Annotated in this window: 13 protein-coding genes and 2 pseudogenes; 7 read left to right on the top strand and 8 right to left on the bottom strand. The window is 64.3% G+C overall.

Going from position 1 to position 17,126, the window contains the following annotated elements; all coding sequences use genetic code 11:
• Nucleotides 1-38 precede the first annotated feature (38 nt).
• From AC0J5K_RS05240 to AC0J5K_RS05230, 3 genes are all read right to left on the bottom strand, one after another.
• The gene (locus AC0J5K_RS05240; protein WP_048532365.1) at nucleotides 39-668 is read right to left on the bottom strand and encodes an ATP-dependent Clp protease proteolytic subunit; all 630 of its coding nucleotides are present in this window, start codon (nucleotides 666-668) and stop codon (nucleotides 39-41) included.
• 116 nt (nucleotides 669-784) lie between these two features.
• Nucleotides 785-2,764, bottom strand: coding sequence for a sensor histidine kinase (locus AC0J5K_RS05235; RefSeq protein WP_274562597.1), 1,980 nt, complete (start codon nucleotides 2,762-2,764; stop codon nucleotides 785-787).
• Between the two features lie 116 nt (nucleotides 2,765-2,880).
• Entirely contained in the window at nucleotides 2,881-3,468 is a 588-nt protein-coding gene (locus AC0J5K_RS05230; protein WP_274562599.1) for a riboflavin synthase, read from the bottom strand.
• Between the two features lie 98 nt (nucleotides 3,469-3,566).
• Here AC0J5K_RS05230 and AC0J5K_RS05225 point away from each other — a divergent pair, with 98 nt between their 5' ends.
• The 5 genes and pseudogenes from AC0J5K_RS05225 to AC0J5K_RS05205 form a co-directional block, all read left to right on the top strand.
• Nucleotides 3,567-4,859 carry a capsule biosynthesis protein gene (locus AC0J5K_RS05225; protein ID WP_074837184.1) on the top strand — a complete coding sequence of 431 codons (1,293 nt, stop codon included), beginning with the start codon at nucleotides 3,567-3,569 and terminating at the stop codon, nucleotides 4,857-4,859.
• Between the two features lie 130 nt (nucleotides 4,860-4,989).
• Nucleotides 4,990-6,126 carry a polysaccharide biosynthesis/export family protein gene (locus tag AC0J5K_RS05220; RefSeq protein WP_473009822.1) on the top strand — a complete coding sequence of 379 codons (1,137 nt, stop codon included), beginning with the start codon at nucleotides 4,990-4,992 and terminating at the stop codon, nucleotides 6,124-6,126.
• A gap of 4 nt (nucleotides 6,127-6,130) precedes the next feature.
• Nucleotides 6,131-7,345: pseudogene (locus AC0J5K_RS05215) on the top strand (capsular polysaccharide biosynthesis protein); the annotation flags it as partial.
• A gap of 68 nt (nucleotides 7,346-7,413) precedes the next feature.
• Nucleotides 7,414-8,573 (top strand): IS3 family transposase gene (locus AC0J5K_RS05210; protein ID WP_203277091.1). Its coding sequence is split into 2 segments (ribosomal slippage): nucleotides 7,414-7,672 and nucleotides 7,672-8,573, totalling 1,161 coding nucleotides; the frame shifts between segments, so codons are not numbered across the junction.
• A gap of 26 nt (nucleotides 8,574-8,599) precedes the next feature.
• Nucleotides 8,600-9,421, top strand: a pseudogene (locus AC0J5K_RS05205) (capsular polysaccharide export protein, LipB/KpsS family); the annotation flags it as partial.
• A gap of 8 nt (nucleotides 9,422-9,429) precedes the next feature.
• Here AC0J5K_RS05205 and ribD read toward each other — a convergent pair.
• Nucleotides 9,430-10,524, bottom strand: coding sequence for a bifunctional diaminohydroxyphosphoribosylaminopyrimidine deaminase/5-amino-6-(5-phosphoribosylamino)uracil reductase RibD (gene ribD / locus AC0J5K_RS05200; RefSeq protein WP_274563462.1), 1,095 nt, complete (start codon nucleotides 10,522-10,524; stop codon nucleotides 9,430-9,432).
• A 17-nt stretch (nucleotides 10,525-10,541) separates the two neighbouring features.
• A complete protein-coding gene (nrdR, locus tag AC0J5K_RS05195; RefSeq protein ID WP_048532372.1) occupies nucleotides 10,542-11,009 on the bottom strand; it encodes a transcriptional regulator NrdR in 468 nt (155 codons plus the stop codon).
• Between the two features lie 347 nt (nucleotides 11,010-11,356).
• Between nrdR and AC0J5K_RS05190 the strand changes: the two genes are divergently transcribed.
• Both AC0J5K_RS05190 and AC0J5K_RS05185 read left to right on the top strand, forming a co-directional pair.
• Nucleotides 11,357-11,971, top strand: coding sequence for a hypothetical protein (locus AC0J5K_RS05190; protein WP_274563460.1), 615 nt, complete (start codon nucleotides 11,357-11,359; stop codon nucleotides 11,969-11,971).
• Between the two features lie 304 nt (nucleotides 11,972-12,275).
• Nucleotides 12,276-13,435, top strand: a protein-coding gene (locus AC0J5K_RS05185; RefSeq protein ID WP_203277091.1) for an IS3 family transposase whose coding sequence is annotated in 2 segments (ribosomal slippage) — nucleotides 12,276-12,534 and nucleotides 12,534-13,435 — 1,161 coding nt in all. Because the reading frame shifts where the segments join, the coding sequence is not laid out codon by codon here.
• Here AC0J5K_RS05185 and AC0J5K_RS05180 read toward each other — a convergent pair.
• From AC0J5K_RS05180 to AC0J5K_RS05170, 3 genes are all read right to left on the bottom strand, one after another.
• Entirely contained in the window at nucleotides 13,430-15,376 is a 1,947-nt protein-coding gene (locus AC0J5K_RS05180; RefSeq protein ID WP_420398627.1) for a hypothetical protein, read from the bottom strand. The two genes, AC0J5K_RS05185 and AC0J5K_RS05180, sit on opposite strands and share 6 nt — an antisense overlap.
• 32 nt (nucleotides 15,377-15,408) lie before the next feature.
• Nucleotides 15,409-16,166, bottom strand: a protein-coding gene (locus AC0J5K_RS05175; protein ID WP_141224905.1) for an IS5 family transposase whose coding sequence is annotated in 2 segments (ribosomal slippage) — nucleotides 15,409-15,830 and nucleotides 15,830-16,166 — 759 coding nt in all. Because the reading frame shifts where the segments join, the coding sequence is not laid out codon by codon here.
• 165 nt (nucleotides 16,167-16,331) lie between these two features.
• Nucleotides 16,332-16,715, bottom strand: a complete 384-nt coding sequence (locus tag AC0J5K_RS05170) for a hypothetical protein (protein ID WP_074834820.1) — start codon at nucleotides 16,713-16,715, stop codon at nucleotides 16,332-16,334.
• Nucleotides 16,716-17,126 lie beyond the last annotated feature (411 nt).

Below are 17,126 nucleotides of genomic sequence, written 5' to 3'. Positions count from 1 at the left end.
GGGGTCACAATTGCAAAATGTCCCCTGCCGCCCCTTGCTTAGTCTTCGTCGCCCGCCTTGGCGCGATTTTCGACGATCTCGTCGATCAGGCCCCAGTCCTTTGCGTCCTCGGGAGACATGAAGTTATCGCGTTCCAGCGCGGCTTCCACCTTTTTCAGGGTCTGGCCGGTGTGCTTCACGTAGATTTCATTCAGCCGCTTCTTCAGCTTAAGCGTTTCCTCGGCGTGGATCATGATGTCCGTCGCCTGGCCCTGATAGCCGCCCGAGGGCTGGTGCACCATGATGCGGCTGTTGGGCAGCGAGAAGCGCATGCCCTTTTCGCCGGCGGTCAGCAGCAGCGAGCCCATCGAGGCCGCCTGGCCGATCACCAGGGTCGAAACCTTGGGTTTGATGTATTGCATCGTGTCATAGATCGAAAGACCACTGGTCACCACGCCGCCGGGGCTGTTGATGTACATCGAGATGTCTTTCGAGGGGTTCTCGGCCTCGAGGTGCAGAAGCTGGGCCACAATCAGCGACGACATGCCGTCATGCACCGGACCGGAGACAAAGATGATCCGCTCCTTCAACAGGCGCGAAAAGATGTCGTAGGCGCGTTCGCCGCGGCTCGTCTGTTCGACGACCATCGGGACGAGCGTATTCATGTAGGTGTCTAACGGGTCGTGCATCGCAGCCTGCCTCTTGTGCTCTGGGGGTTTCTACCCCGCCGGAATTACCAGAGTCTTAGTCATGGGCTTGGGGGGCTGCAAGGGGCGGCGGGGAAAAGGATGCCGCGGCCCCGGGCTCAGGCGCAGGCCAGGGTGCGGTCGCCCTTGTCGGACGGGGCGGCGCGGTCAAAGCGGCTTTCGCCGTAGTCACCGACATAGACCACCGGAAGATCGGGAAAGCGGTTTTCGATATCGGCGCGGATCTGCTCGCCGTCGATGCCGCCGAACTGCCCCTCGTCGATCAGCACCACCGAGGGCAGCCGGGTGATGTCGAGAAATTCCAGCGCCTCCTGCTCGGTGCCCACCCGGCGCACATGCCGGTCCTGGCCATCGAGATAGCCAAGAACGTCGCGGTGCCGCCAGGCGCTGTTGGCCACCAGCAGGATATCGACCGGGGCGCTGCCCTCCCCGGCCGGCGTGGCCTGGTCGTCTTCGGCGGGCGCGACCGGCAGCGCGACGACGACGGTGGTGCCCGCCCCCGGTGCGCTGTTGATCAGCAGGCCGCCGCCGATCTGCTGGCAGACGCCATTGACCGAGGCCAGCCCGAGGCCGCTGCCCTTGCCCACCTCCTTGGTGGTGAAATAGGGCTGCACCGCCCTGCGCACCGTCGCCTCATCCATCCCCAAGCCGGTGTCCGTGACCTCGATGACCACATGTTCGCCGGGGGTCAGGCCGGCGTTGAAATTGAAGGTCGCGGCAAAGCCGTTGGTGATGACCCGCTGCGAGATCGTGACATGAAGATCGCCGCCCGAAGGCATGGCGTCGCGCGCGTTGACCAGAAGGTTGAGCAGCGCCCGCTCGAGCGTGGAATCGTCGATCCCGACCCGGCCCAGGGTGGCGGGCTGCGCGGTCAGGGTCACACCGATGTTGATCGGCGCCACCCGCTTGAACAGCTCGACGACCTGCTCGGCGATGGTGACGACATCGCCGTCGCCCTTGTGCAGCCGGGTCTGGCGGCCGGAGTCCAGCAGCTGATTGGTCAGCCCGGCAGCGCGGTCGGCGGCGCTGATCGCCTCGCGCAGGTAGGTGCCGGATTTCGAGGGATCGATTTCCATCAGTTCAAGGTTGCCGCGCAAGGCCGTGAGAGCATTGTTGAAATCATGCGCCACCCCGGCGACGATCTGGCCCAGGATGCGCAGGTTCTCATCCCGGGCGTTGTTGATCTCGATGTTTTGCAAAGCCCGGTCCGAGGCGCTCTCGAGCGCCGTGATCCGTTTTTTCTCGGCCTCCAGCCGGTCGATCAGAAAGCCGACGATCAGCGCCGAGGCCACCAGCAAGGCGATCATCGCGCTGCACAGGAAGACCAGGCGGAAATCCGGGGTGATCCAGTCACGCAGGGTCATGAACCGCGTCAGCTCGCCGATCACCAGCACCCCGAGGATCGACAGGATCAGCGAGGCCCGCAGGATCACGCTCTGCCGGCGCGGGCCGAACAGGCCGCGAAAATGCGGGCTGTCGCGGTGCGACAATACCAGCGAGAGGTTCAGCAGGAAGACGCCCGCCGCGGTGGAGAGCGACATTTCCTTGAAGCCCAGCACATCGCGCACCGAGGCCGAAGACAAGCCATGTGCCATCAGTGCCGTGCCCGACACCAAGGCACAGAGCGCACTGGCGGTGATGGCGACCGCACGCGCGCCGCGGACCGGCACCGCCAGCGCCACGATCGCGATGCCGAGGCACAGCAGACAGAAGCCCGTGGCCATTGCCATGCCGTCGCCGGGGGCGGGCACGATGCGCTCGCCCGCGGCCAGCCCGCGGCGCATCACCGGCTCGATGAAATAGGCCCCGACCACCGCCGCAAGCGCCAGGGTGGCCAGCGCCGCCACTGCCGGCGGCCATCGGTTGATCGTGGCCAGCGTTCCGATGCCGGCAAAGACCAGCGCCAGCGCGGTTTCCGGCACCATCGCCGGAAGATCGGCACGCAGCCGCACCAGCCCCTCGTACCCCAGCCCCCAGCCCAGCCCGAGCACCAGCAGCGCCCAGGCCAGCGGCAGCACCGCAAGAAGGTTCGTCCAGTCCGGGAGGTCACGGCGCCGGCGGGTCAGATCACGGGTCATCGACAGGCTCCGCCCAATCGAGAAGAACACATTCTTCAGCGACGATAGCCCGACATCCTTGCCGATGGGTTAATTTTGCAGATTTCGCCAATTTGGCGCGGCTTTGGTGTCGCCGGTCAGCCCCAGTCGCGCAGCCGCGCCACGTAGCGCGCCAGCGTGTCGATCTCGAGGTTGACCCGGTCGCCGACCTGCGCCCGCCCCCAGGTCGTCACCTCCTGGGTATGCGGAATGACGTTGATGCCGAACGTGCAATCCGCCACCTCATTGACCGTCAGCGAGGTGCCGTTGAGCGCCACCGAGCCCTTGGAGGCGATGTATTTCGCCAGCGCCTCCGGCGCCCGCAGGGTCAGCCGCGTCGAATCCCCCTCGTCGGTCATCGCCACGATCTCGGCCACGCCGTCGACATGGCCCGAAACGATATGGCCGCCCAGCTCGTCCCCGACCTTGAGCGACCGTTCGAGATTGATCGTACGCCCCTCGGCCCAGAAATCGAGATTGGTCCGCGACACCGTCTCGGCACTGATGTCCACGTCGAACCAGTCCGGCCCCAGCGCCACCGCCGTCAGGCAGACGCCGTCACAGGCGATGGAAGCGCCGATCTCGATCGTCGCGGTGTCATATCCGGTGGTGATCCGTGCCCGCAGGTCGCCGCGCTTCTCAAGCGCCGCAATCCGGCCCATGTCGGTGATGATCCCGGTAAACATCGTTTTCCCTCGCCGCTGCTGGCGCTTTCGGCCATATTTTCGTCCAGATGGCTTGCTACACAGCCGCCATCCGCAACCGTATGAGGGAAATCCGCCTGATGGGCAACGCCGCCGGAGAGAAAAGGGTCTTCCTGTTCCTACAGGGTCCGCACGGCCCGTTCTTTCACCGTCTGGGACGGATGCTGCGGCTCACCGGGGCGCAGGTCTGGCGGGTGGGGTTCAACGCCGGCGACCGGGCATTCTGGTTTCACCCCAAGAGCTTCATCCCCTACACCGGCACCCCCGAAGGCTGGCCCGAGGCCTTTGCCGGGATGATCGCCGAACGGCAGGTCACCGACATCGTGCTGTATGGCGACACCCGCACCATCCACGCCGAGGCGATCCGGATCGCCCGCGATCTGGGGCTCACCGTGCATGTCTTCGAAGAGGGCTACATGCGGCCCTATTGGGTGACCTATGAGCGCGGCGGAGCGAACGGCCATTCGCGTCTGATGGAGATGCCGGTCGACGAGATGCAGAAGGCGCTGCAACTGTCGGACATGGAGGCGCCGCTGCCGCCGGGCCACTGGGGCGACACCCGGCAACATGTGTTCTATGGCGCGCTTTACCACTGGTTCGTTATGTTCCGAAACGGCGATTACCGCAATTTCCGCGCCCATCGCGACCTGCCGGTGACAATGGAATTCGCGCTGTATCTCAAGCGGCTGCTGCTGATGCCGTTGCACGCGCTGGAGCGCCGCGCCGCGACCTTCGGCATCCGGCACGGCGGCTATCCCTATCACCTCTGCCTGCTGCAACTCGAGCATGACAGCTCCTTCCTCGAACATTCGCCGTTCAAGCGGATGACCGAGTTTCTCGAACTGGTGGTCGAAGGCTTTGCCCAGGGCGCGCCGGGCCATCATCACCTTGTCTTCAAGGCGCATCCGCTGGAAAACGGCCGCACCAACATCCGCCGCGAGCTTCGGCGGCTGGCGCAGAAATACGGTGTCAGGGGCCGGGTGCATTATGTCCGCGGCGGCAAGCTTGCGCCGCTGCTGAACGATGCCCGCAGCGCGGTGACGGTGAATTCCACCGCCGGTCAGCAGGTGCTCTGGCGCGGCATTCCGCTCCGGGTCTTCGGCCGCGCGGTCTATGCCAAACCCGAATTCGTCTCGATGCAGCCGCTCAAGGAATTCTTTGCCGCGCCCGAGCGGCCCGACAACCGCGCCTACAAGGATTACCGCCGCTACCTGCTGGAAACCAGCCAGGTGCCGGGCGGTTTCTACTCGGCCAAGGGCCGCCGCCAGTTGCTGCGGCTGGTGGTCGACATGATGCTCTCACCGGAAGATCCCTATGACGGGTTCAATTCCGGCACCGCGGCCCCACGGCAACAGTTGCGGCTCGTGACCTGATATCCACAGGTGCGGCCTCTGGCGTTTTGATACGGATTCCCGTAGCCTGCGGCAAAAAGCTGAGGCAGCATAACGACAAGGTCGAGGAGACCGAGCAGTGAAAAACCATCAGACAGGATGGGCCCGTTCCGTGGCCCTGCTTCTTGCCGTATCGCTTGCGGCGTCTTGCGGATTGCCGCGCTCCGGCCCGAACAAGCGTGAAATCTTTGCCGGATCGGTGCAGCGCCAGGGCGATGCCTTCATCGTCAGCGTCAACGATCGCGTGACCCGCGCCACCGGTGTGGTGCCCGCACTGGGCTTTTCCGAGACCTTCAAATCCGCCGGCGTGATCGGCTCTGACGTCATCCGCCCCGGCGATACGCTGGGACTGACGATCTGGGAAAACGTCGATGACGGGCTTCTGGCGGGCGAAACCTCCTCCTCCACCCTGCTCGAGACGGTACAGGTCGATGGCGCGGGCTTTATCTTTGTGCCCTATGCCGGGCGCATCAAGGCCGCCGGCAACACCACCGAAGCCGTCCGCCGCATCATCACCCGCAAGCTCGAGGAGCAGACCCCCGATCCGCAGGTCGAAATCCGCCGCGAGGCCGGTGACGGCGCCACCGTCTCGGTGGTCGGAGCGGTGGGCGCCCAGGGCGTCTATGCGATCGAGCGGCCGACCCGCACGCTGTCGTCGATGATGGCCCGTGCCGGGGGCGTGACCATCGAGCCCGAAATCGCCCAGATCACCGTCACCCGTGGCGGTCAGACCGGCAAGATCTGGTTCGAGGATCTCTATGCCCATCCGCGCATGGACATCGCCCTGCGTGGCGGCGACAAGATCCTGATCGAGGAAGACACCCGCGCCTTTGTCGCCCTCGGCGCCACCGGCGCGCAATCGCGCGTGCCCTTCGAGACACAGACCCTCTCGGCGGTCGAGGCCATCGCCCAGGTCGGCGGGCTGCTGTCGACTTCGGCCGATCCGACCGGCGTCTTTGTCCTGCGCAACGAGGCCGAGGTGATCGCTGAGAACGTGCTGGGCCGCGACGATCTGCAAGGCCCGCAGCGCATGGTCTATGTGCTCGATCTGACCGAGCCCAACGGGCTGTTCCTGGCGCGCGATTTCATCGTCCGCGACGACGACCTGCTCTATGTCACCGAAGCGCCGCTGTCGCAGTGGAACAAGACCATCGCCGCCCTCACCGGCAGCCTTGGCGCGATCACCACGCTGTCCTCGACGGCGACCTCGGTGAGCGCATTGGCCTCCGGCGATCTGACCGGCGGCTGACCAAGTGAGCACAGCCGATGACGACAACCGCGCCGGGGCCGCAGGGCCCCGGCGTCTTTATGTCTACAACGGCGGTTTCCTGACCCAGCCCCGGCCGCGCCGCATCCTCACGCTGGCCGGCTACGACATCCGCATCGGCCTGCCCGGCCCCGACGATCTGGTGGCGGTCTGGGGCCAGAGCCCGACGGCCCATCGCGGCGAAGCCGTTGCCGCCCGTCGCGGCGCCGGCCTTGTCCGCATCGAGGATGCCTTTCTGCGCTCGCTCCACCCCGGCCGTGCCGGCGGCGAGCCGCCGCTGGGGCTGATGATCGACCATGCCGGCGTGCATTTCGACGCTGCCAGGATCAGCGATCTCGAACGGCTGCTGACCGAGGCGCCGCTCGACGATGCCGCGCTGATGACCCGCGCCGGCGACGCCATTGCCCGGATCCGGGCCGCACATCTGACGAAATACAGCGGTTTCGACGCCACGACCGCGGCACCGGCGCCCGGCTATGTGCTGGTGATCGACCAGACCCGCGGCGACGCCTCGGTCACCGCCTCGGGCGCGGCGCGGGCGCAGTTTCAGGAGATGCTGGTCTTTGCCCAGGAGGAACACCCAGGCACGCCGGTCGTCATCAAGACCCACCCCGAGACCGCCCGCGGCCTGCGCCCCGGCCATTTCACCGAGGCCGACGCCAACGACCGCATCACCCTGCTGAGCGAGCCGGTCAGCCCCTGGCGGCTGTTCGAGGGCGCAGTCGGGGTCTATACCCTGTCGTCGCAGATGGGCTTCGAGGCGATTTTCGCCGGCCACAAGCCCCGCGTCTTCGGCCAGCCCTTCTATGCCGGCTGGGGGCTGACCACGGATGAGACCCCGGTGCCCCGGCGCGAACGCCGACTGACCCGGCATCAGCTCTTTGCCGCCGCGATGATCCTCTATCCGCGGTGGTATGATCCGTTCACCGACCGACTCTGCGGCATCGAGACCGCGCTCGACGCCTTCGAGGCCCGCACCCGCGCCTGGCGCGAGGATCATCGCGGCTGGGTCGCCTCGGGCATGCGGCTGTGGAAGCGCCGGCCGTTGCAGAAGGTGTTCGGCCGCGAGCGCCCCATGGTCTTCGAAGCGGACCCCGCCAAGGCGCGCAGCCGCGCCGAGACCGAAGGCCGCCGCCGCATGGCCTGGGCCGGCAAGGCGGGGGACGGGGATGCGGTGGTGCGGGTCGAGGACGGGTTCCTGCTGACCTGCCCCCCGCAAAATCCCTCACCATGATGTAGAGTCTGCGCCAACTCTAAAGGAGCAGACGAATGCGTAAGAGCCGTTTCACCGAGGCGCAAATCATCGGGATGATCAAAGAGCAGGAAGCCGGGATGCCGACAGCGGAGGTGTGCCGTCGGCACGGCCTGAGCCCGGCGACTTTTTACAAGCTGAAGTCCAAGTATGGCGGCATGGAGGTGTCAGAGGCCGCGCGGCTGAAGGCGCTGGAAGATGAGAACGGCAAGCTGAAGCGGCTGCTGGCAGACACGATGCTCGACAATGTGGTTCTGAAAGACCTGCTGGGAAAAAGCTGACGGCACCGAAGGAGCGGCGAGAGGCAGCGCTCAATGCGATGCGGGATCATGGCATCTCGCAGCGCAGGGCCTGCCGGCTTGTCGGTGTCGACCCCAAGACGGTCCGGCGCGAACGCCCGCCCGACCATCCTGAGATCCGCCAGGAGATGAAGGAGATCGCTGGCAGACGCCGCCGGTTCGGCTACCGGCGGATCGGCGTGCTGCTTGAGAGAAAAGGCATGATCATGAACCACAAAAAGCTTTACCGCCTCTACCGAGAGGAGGGCCTTGCAGTGAAACGACGGCGGGGCCGTAAACGCGCCCGGGGCTCGAGAACGCCAATGCCTGAAGCCACACAGACCAACCAGCGCTGGTCCCTGGATTTCCTGTCGGACAGCTTCGGGGCGTCGCGGAAGTTTCGCATCTTGGCCGTGAATGATGATTGCTGCCGGGAAAACCTGTGCCTGGCGGCAGACACCAGCATTTCAGGTGAGCGAGTTGCCCGAGAACTGGACGCGCTCGTCCGGATCTACGGAAAGCCTGCTTGCATTGTCAGTGATAACGGCACGGAATTCACCAGCCGGGCAATCCTGAGATGGGCCGACAGGAACGGCGTGGATTGGCATTACATCGACCCCGGAAAACCGCAGCAGAATGCCTTTATCGAGTCATTCAACGGCAGCCTGCGGAACGAGCTTCTCAATGAAGAGCTGTTCGATACCCTCGACGATGCCCGCCGCAAGCTGGCGCTGTGGCGCTACGATTACAACAACGTCAGGCCGCACTCTTCGCTGGGGAACAGAACGCCAAAGCAAGCGCGGCAGGCGCTTGAGCTATTTGAGGGCTCCGCGCCTGCCACGCTTGCCAAGCCCGAAACCGACGACTACCAAAATCAAACCGGCAGACTCTCGTCATGAGCGAGGGACCAGCGGGGGGCAGGTCACTGCGCTCGCGCGGGCTGGGCGCGAATTTGGTGCCGCCGCTCTCGCTGGTCGCCGACGATCTGGGCATCTACTACGATCCGCGCCGAGAGAGCCGGCTGGAGCGGCTGATCGCCGAAAGCGAGGGCCTGCGCCCCGACAAGCTGCACCGCGCTTACGGGCTGCGACGCGACATCCTCAAGGCCCGGCTGAGCAAATACAACCTGGCAGGCGCCACACCTGCCCTGCCCGAAGGCCATCGCATTCTGGTGCCCGGGCAGGTCGAGGACGACGCCTCGATCCTCACCGGCTGCGCCGGGATCAACACCAACCGCGGGCTGCTCGAGGCGGCGCGCGCGGCCAACCCGCAGGCGGTGATCCTGTACAAGCCGCACCCGGATGTCGAGGCCGGCCTGCGCCGGGGGGCCGTGCCCGAGGCGCGGGATCTGGCCGATCTGGTGCTCGATCACGCCGACCCGGTGACGCTGCTCGATCAGGTGCAGGAGGTCTGGACACTGACCTCGCTGCTGGGCTTCGAGGCGCTGCTGCGCGAGGTGCCGGTGACCACGCTGGGCGCGCCCTTCTATGCCGGCTGGGGGCTGACCCGCGATCACGGCGCGGTGCCCGCCCGGCGCCGGGCGCGGGTGTCGCTCGATGCACTGGTGCATGCCACGCTGATTGCCTATCCGCGCTATCACGATCCGGTCACCGGCCTGCCCTGCCCGCCCGAGGTGGTGGTGCAGCGGCTCGCCGGCGGCGCCTTGCCCGGGCCCGGCCCGGCCAATCGGCTGCTGGCGAAACTCCAGGGGCTCTTTGCCAGTCAGGCGCATCTCTGGCGGCGCTGAAACAGCCCTCAGACCCTGCGCCAGACCGACATTACATCCGCCCCCACCGGGCGCACCTCGGCCAGGGCCAGCCGCGGCGCCTCGGCCAGCCGTTCCACCCCCAGCGCGCCGATGGCCGGCTGGCCCTCGGCACCCAGCGCCATGCCGGCGGTGAAACAGATCAGCTCGTCCACCAGCCCGGCCGCCAACAGCGAGGCGGCCAGTTGCCCGCCGCCCTCGCAGAACACCCGCGTCAGACCGGCGGCGCCCAGTCCGTGCAAGGCATCGCGCATGTCGACCTGGCGACCGGCCAGCCGACAGGATACCAGCCGTGCCCCCAGCCCCTCCCAGGCCTCGCAGAGCCCCGGATCGGCGTCGGGGCCGTGGCAGAGCCAGACCGGCACATCGCCGGCGGTCTGGGCCAATTGCCCGGTCAGCGGCAGATCGAGCTTGCGCGAGACAACGATGCGCAGCGGCTGATGCCGGATGCCCAGGCCGCGCACGGTAAGCGCCGGGTCATCCGCCCGCGCCGTGCCGCCGCCCACCATCACCGCGTCATGCCGCGCGCGCAGCGCATGCACCTCGCGGCGCGCGCCGGGCCCGGTGATCCACTGGCTTTCGCCGGTGGCAGTGGCAATGCGGCCGTCGAGCGTGGTGGCAAGCTTCAGCGTCACGAAGGGCCGGCCCGCCCCGGTCTTGAGGAAAAAGCCCGCGTGATCGCGCGCCGCCTCCTGCGCCAGCACGCCGGTCTCGACCGCGATGCCGGCGGCGCGCAGCATGGCGAGACCCCGACCCGCGACCCGCGAGTCGTCATCCTCGACCGCCACCACCACCCGGGCCACGCCGGCGGCAATCAGCGCCTCGGCGCAGGGCGGTGTCTGGCCGTGATGGGCGCAAGGCTCCAGCGTGACATAGGCGGTGGCGCCCCGCGCCGCCGCCCCGGCCCGGGCCAGGGCCTGCGTCTCGGCATGCGGCCGCCCGCCCGGCTGGGTCCAGCCGCGCCCGACAACCCGGCCATCGCGGACAATCACGCAGCCCACCGCCGGATTGGGCCAGCAGCGGCCCTGGCCGCGGCGGCCCAGCACCAGCGCATGCGCCATGTGGCGCCGATCCTCGTCTCTCATGCCGCGGGCCTTTCGCCTCACCCTTCTTTCGGGGCGTCCGGGCGAAGCTCGCTGACGAATTTGTCGAAATCGTCGGCGGCCTGAAAGTTCTTGTAAACGCTGGCAAAGCGCACATAGGCAACGGTGTCGATCCGGGCCAGGCTCTCCATCACGATCTCGCCGATCTGCTTCGAGGGGATGTCGGTCTCGCCCATGCTTTCGAGCCGCCGCACGATGCCGGAGATCATCTGATCCATGCGCTCGGGTTCGACCGGGCGTTTCTGCAAGGCGATTCGGATCGAGCGCTCGAGCTTGTCGCGGTCGAAATCCTCACGCCGTCCGTTTGTCTTGATCACCACCAGATCGCGCAGCTGCACCCGTTCATAGGTGGTGAAGCGCCCGCCACAGGCCGGGCAAAAGCGCCGCCGCCTGATCGAGACATGGTCCTCTGCGGGCCGTGAATCCTTGACCTGAGTGTCGATATTTCCGCAAAACGGACAGCGCATTGGCCGTTCCCCTTTTCCTCTAATCCGCCTCTTATGGGTCTCCTCGCCCACTTATCCACAAAGTATAGGAGAGCCGCCCGCATTTGGGTAGAGCGAAAATCGCACAACAATATTGTGTGGCGCATGGGTCAAGGGGAATTTTGTCTTGGATTACCCGGTCTCTGCCTCGGCGCGCCAATTGTAGCGTGAAACTGTAGCGTGAAACCGAAATTTGCAGAGTTTGAAAGCAATATTTGCAGCAGACGGATTGGCGCTGGCAGACTCAGCTTGGGGGCCAGCATGGTCTGGACTCTCCATTTGGGCTGCCGCAAAGTCGCCTGAATTCACCGGGGGGCTAGGAGAGTGGAATGGCTGTTTTTCGTATTCCCGCCATTTGCCAAAATTGTGGACTGATGTTTCCAACTCCAGCATTCGTTCCTTTTGGCGAAGGTACGGGCGCGTATGTAGAGTTCAGCGGAAGCGCAAGTATTTGCCCTCGATGTCACGCACGAGCTCCAATACCTGATGGTATTTTTCGTATCGTGAAAGACAGCGTCAAATTCTTTTCGTCGTCCGCCTACACATCAGAGGTGCACACCGCGATCGAGCTCGCGACGAAGGACTACCTTCGATCGCCGCGTAAGGCGGAGGAAATCGCGGGGCGAGTGCGTCTTGCCAGCCCGGAAGCCGGAAGATTGTTCCGAGAGTGGCTTACAGTTGGCTCTGCCTTCGTCTCCGCTATGGCAGCTGTAGCTATGGCCGTCTTCGCATATTACCAACATCGCGGGAGCAACTATACCGTTGAAGACGTTGCTACTGCTGCCTTCGAGGAAGTGTACGACACATCGCAGCCTGATTTCAGATCGCTCCGGCCAAAGCAAAGACCCGCTTTGCCAAACAGCGAAAGTAAGGCTCATGAAAAAAACCGAAACCAACGGCGAGCGGAACGGGCGAAGCAGCGGCGGGATCGGCGGAAGCATTAGCTGTACACCGCCGCCCCGAAGCCCTGATCTACGCGTCCGCCGGCTCATTGATTTCCTCCCTTTCGAGCAGTGCCGCATAGGCCTGCGGCCAGATCGGCTCAGACACATCCGGTGTGAACTCCACCAGGAACTCGGCCACGTACTGTGCCCGGCTCTCGAAGGCCGCTCTAGACAGAAACGCCCGGAAAAGCGCACGCGAGGCCGCCCCGTGGTTGCTGGCCTCGACGTTGTTGAGGCTGACCTGCCCCCCGCAAAATCCCTCACCATGATGTAGAGTCTGCGCCAACTCTGAAGGAGCAGACGAATGCGTAAGAGCCGTTTCACCGAGGCGCAAATCATCGGGATGATCAAAGAGCAGGAAGCCGGGATGCCGACAGCGGAGGTGTGCCGTCGGCACGGCCTGAGCCCGGCGACTTTTTACAAGCTGAAGTCCAAGTATGGCGGCATGGAGGTGTCAGAGGCCGCGCGGCTGAAGGCGCTGGAAGATGAGAACGGCAAGCTGAAGCGGCTGCTGGCAGACACGATGCTCGACAATGTGGTTCTGAAAGACCTGCTGGGAAAAAGCTGACGGCACCGAAGGAGCGGCGAGAGGCAGCGCTCAATGCGATGCGGGATCATGGCATCTCGCAGCGCAGGGCCTGCCGGCTTGTCGGTGTCGACCCCAAGACGGTCCGGCGCGAACGCCCGCCCGACCATCCTGAGATCCGCCAGGAGATGAAGGAGATCGCTGGCAGACGCCGCCGGTTCGGCTACCGGCGGATCGGCGTGCTGCTTGAGAGAAAAGGCATGATCATGAACCACAAAAAGCTTTACCGCCTCTACCGAGAGGAGGGCCTTGCAGTGAAACGACGGCGGGGCCGTAAACGCGCCCGGGGCTCGAGAACGCCAATGCCTGAAGCCACACAGACCAACCAGCGCTGGTCCCTGGATTTCCTGTCGGACAGCTTCGGGGCGTCGCGGAAGTTTCGCATCTTGGCCGTGAATGATGATTGCTGCCGGGAAAACCTGTGCCTGGCGGCAGACACCAGCATTTCAGGTGAGCGAGTTGCCCGAGAACTGGACGCGCTCGTCCGGATCTACGGAAAGCCTGCTTGCATTGTCAGTGATAACGGCACGGAATTCACCAGCCGGGCAATCCTGAGATGGGCCGACAGGAACGGCGTGGATTGGCATTACATCGACCCCGGAAAACCGCAGCAGAATGCCTTTATCGAGTCATTCAACGGCAGCCTGCGGAACGAGCTTCTCAATGAAGAGCTGTTCGATACCCTCGACGATGCCCGCCGCAAGCTGGCGCTGTGGCGCTACGATTACAACAACGTCAGGCCGCACTCTTCGCTGGGGAACAGAACGCCAAAGCAAGCGCGGCAGGCGCTTGAGCTATTTGAGGGCTCCGCGCCTGCCACGCTTGCCAAGCCCGAAACCGACGACTACCAAAATCAAACCGGCAGACTCTCGTCATGAGCGAGGGACCAGCGGGGGGCAGGTCATCACGTTGTCCTTCAAGTGGACGCCGAAAGCGATCATGTCTACGAAGTGCGTGCTGTTTGGGATGATCACCGTGCCCCCGCCAAGTGCGCTCACACTGTCGATTGCAAGCCCGATCGCAGCGGTGTCGTCCGGCGACTCATTGCCCTTAGCGCCGAACGCGGCGGCACTCCACCCTGTCACGCCCGGCATCGGCACAAACTTCGCGCCGCCATCCGTTGTACGCTTCTCCCCGCTCGATACCTTTTTGAGGACGTAACCCGAGCCACCGCCAACACCGACGAAGGTATCAGCGGAAAACCACGCATCAGGTCGGGTGTCGGCTTGAAACTCGTCGTCGGAGTTAAAGCGCATTCGCGTCGAAACAAGCTGCACACTCACGCCATCAACAACGGTCGTACCATTGGCGTTGTACGTTCCGGGCGCGACAGCGACAAAGGTCTCCTTCTCGCCGTTATGGCCCTGCGAAACCGTTATCGTCTGACCAACGGCTATATCAGTAGCCGCGGCAAGGGCGGCAATGGTCGTTTTGGTCCGATAGACGAGATTTGCGGCAGTCATCTTGTAGTTGGCCCCATCATTGCCAATGAGCAAAGTGGGCGCGTCCGGCGTGACCTCAACGCCATCCGGGTCATAGACCCACTGGCCGCCGAGACCATCGCCACGGGCATATCCGCCCTTGAGGCTGATGACACCGACACCAGCGGCACGATCGTAGCTGGCCACGTCCGCCATAGTATCGAGGGTCTCGGTCGCAACGACATTGGCTGCAGTTTCGGCCGCATCGCGGGCAGCCTCTGTCTGGGCAATCAATGTCGAAAGGTCTGCGCTTTCGACTGCATGCAAATCCGTGACTTCTAGACTGCGCAGCGTTTCGATGGCTGTGCTTCCGTCCTCGCCATATGTTTGAACGAACGGGCAAGCATAAACGGCGCCGATGGGTGGCGTCACAACGTCCTCAACCGCCATGGAAGACACCCGGGACGAGAGCTCGATAAGCCCTGAAGAGGTCAGGGCATCCGACTTGGTGGCAAGTGTCTGAACACTGCCGATCAGCGACTTGCTCTTGTCCAGCCAGGCAACCTGTAGGCGCACCGCGTGATTGTTCGGATCGGAGGGGTTGGCGGTGCGACGAAACCGGGCCGTGAACTCCATGACGTCGTTGTTGAGCGCAACCGGATAGCGCGCGGCGACCGTGCCCGCGCCGGTGAGGACATAGGCCGTGCCAGCCCCAACGATTTCTACTCCTCCTGATAGAGGCTCCTTTGCGCCGCCCGCCCCGGTATAGCCAGCCGAAAAGGCTTCCGGGTGGTCGCCGGGCCGGTCGGAAACCGGGAACACGCCCGCTTCAATGCCGGCGAGCTTGGACCGCTCCGCCGCTGTCATCAGCAGCTTGGCCACGCCCTCGCTCAGATCATCGGAATTGCCACTGGTGGCCACACCGGCCAAGTCACCTGGCTGCACGGCCGTGTCGGCCTTCTCGCCTTGCGCGGCCGAGGCCTTGGCGTCGAGCGCCGCCTGAAGGCCGACGATGGCAGAGATCGCATGCTCGTGCGAAACGCCAGTGTAAGCGGCCTTGTGCCAATTTCCGGCGTAGACCTCGGTGCTGGCGTCATCCACCAAGGCAATGAGGACATCACTTGCAGCGAACGAGACACCATCGACAGTGCCGGCCCCGGCCTGGCTCACCCTCCAGAAATGACCTTTCGCGGCGCCAGACGGGAACACACCGCCGCTTGCGTCCCATTCGCCCTGAAACAGATCGTAGTTGCTGATCAGGGCCGCGAGCACGGGAGACACGAGGAGCTGCGCCGCGAGGTCCGAGAGCGCCTGCCGGACTGTCGAGCCATCCTTCAGCCCGAGAATATGGCTTACAGTTGACCCTTCGGTCAGTGTTGCCGTCGGTTGACCAGCCATAAATTTGCCTCTCGATGCCCTAGGGTCAGGACTCATAGCCAGTAAATGACGAGTGCGGCGAGAGCGATGGCTGACAGGAAGACCTTCGGGCACCGGTCGTATCGGGTCGCCACACGCCGCCAATCCTTCAGCCTGCCGAACATGATTTCGATCCGATTGCGGCGTCTGTAGCGGCGCTTGTCGTACTTGACGGTTTTCTTGCGCTGCTTGCGACCGGGGATGCAGGCGCGTATCCCTTTGTCTTTCAACGCTTCTCGGAACCAGTCGGCGTCATACCCTCGATCTCCGAGCAGCCATTCCACCTTTGGCAAACTGCTCACCAAGGCGCGGGCACCGATATAGTCGCTGACCTGACCGGCAGTGACAAACAGGTTGAGCGGTCGGCCCTGACTATCGCAGACCGCATGCAGCTTTGTGTTCATGCCGCCTTTGGTCCGACCTATCAGGCGTCCAGGCCCCCCTTTTTCACGCCCATGCTGGTCGCTGTGCGATGCGCCTTCAGGTAGGTGGCGTCAATCATCACGGTCTTCTCTTCGCCGTGCCCGGCAGCCAGTCCGGCCATCATCCGGGTAAAGATGCCTCTGTCACTCCACCGCTTCCAGCGGTTGTAGAGTGTCTTGTGTGGGCCATACGCACTCGGCGCGTCGCGCCACCGCAAGCCATTGCGATTGATGAAGATAATTCCACTCAACACACGCCGATCATCGACGCGGGGTTTGCCGTGGGACTTCGGGAAGAAGGGCTCAAGACGCGCCATCTGTGCATCTGTCAGCCAGAAAAGATCGGACATGTTCACCGCTCGTTTTTCGAACCGTGAATCACGCCGACAGGCGGAAATCAATGGGTCCTGACCCTAGTATGCGCAACCCGCAATTGATGTCCAGCTCAGCATCTCCCTTCCTGGGAGCTCGAAGCAAACCTCCGCTACATATGCGTGCAGGTCTAGTTTGGGCCTTCACGACATGCGCGCCCATGCTGCAACTGCGAAGCCTCCTTCGACCAACGCGGTCATTTTGGGCTCGAAGCAGACTTCTGCGTGACGCTTGGTTTGCAATGCGCGGACAATCTTCGCCGGGCGCATACCCGCCAGCCGCACCTCAAACCAGCGGATGTAGCCGCGCAGGTTCTTAGTGGCCGGTCCGCAGAAAAGCTTCATGAACCTTTTGCAGCGGGCGTGGAGCGAGTTCACGTTCTGGATGTGATAACAGCCTGAGGCCACGCGCGTGCCAGGCTTGCTTCCGACCACGAAGTGCTCGAGACCGCCTGCTGCTGCGACGTTTTTGTATCCGGTGGCGCCGTCGGAACAGAGCACGGCATCGCTCGGAACCAGCGGCTTCATGGCGCGCTCGAGTGTCACGCCCTATCGGTTCGGCAGGCGTCGGAAGTGACGCGCGCCGCCTCGGTCAGCGACGGTGAGAATGGGGAGCTGCCACTTCGAGAAGCCTTGCCACAACTTAAGCCCCTGCGTCGTGAAATCCTCCCACTTGAGCCGGGGCGGCGGTGCGACTCTCCTCGGATCCGCGAAGTGCCGGACCTATTCGCGAGAACCCTTGCGCGTTTCCCGCTGGAAAGTCTCATCCGCCTCAACGATCTCGGAGAAGCTCACTGCCGGGCTGCTGCCGATGATGGAAAACACAAGCATCCGCCAGCGCCAGATCATTTATTTGTTGAGTCCCAGCCGCCGCGCGAGTTTGCGCACCGACTGCGGTGTGACAGTGCACAGCATATTCCGCAGCACGACCATGAACGG

The sequence above is a fragment of the Marinovum sp. E3 genome, from assembly GCF_055755275.1.
This window is presented reverse-complemented; position numbering and strand designations above follow the sequence as displayed.

Coding starts and splice junctions, on each gene's coding strand:
- AC0J5K_RS05240 (WP_048532365.1), bottom strand. CDS start 668: ATGCACGACCCGTTAGACACCTACATGAATACGCTCGTCCCGATGGTC.
- AC0J5K_RS05235 (WP_274562597.1), bottom strand. CDS start 2,764: ATGACCCGTGATCTGACCCGCCGGCGCCGTGACCTCCCGGACTGGACG.
- AC0J5K_RS05230 (WP_274562599.1), bottom strand. CDS start 3,468: ATGTTTACCGGGATCATCACCGACATGGGCCGGATTGCGGCGCTTGAG.
- AC0J5K_RS05225 (WP_074837184.1), top strand. CDS start 3,567: ATGGGCAACGCCGCCGGAGAGAAAAGGGTCTTCCTGTTCCTACAGGGT.
- ribD (WP_274563462.1), bottom strand. CDS start 10,524: ATGAGAGACGAGGATCGGCGCCACATGGCGCATGCGCTGGTGCTGGGC.
- nrdR (WP_048532372.1), bottom strand. CDS start 11,009: ATGCGCTGTCCGTTTTGCGGAAATATCGACACTCAGGTCAAGGATTCA.
- AC0J5K_RS05190 (WP_274563460.1), top strand. CDS start 11,357: ATGGCTGTTTTTCGTATTCCCGCCATTTGCCAAAATTGTGGACTGATG.
- AC0J5K_RS05180 (WP_420398627.1), bottom strand. CDS start 15,376: ATGGCTGGTCAACCGACGGCAACACTGACCGAAGGGTCAACTGTAAGC.
- AC0J5K_RS05170 (WP_074834820.1), bottom strand. CDS start 16,715: ATGAAGCCGCTGGTTCCGAGCGATGCCGTGCTCTGTTCCGACGGCGCC.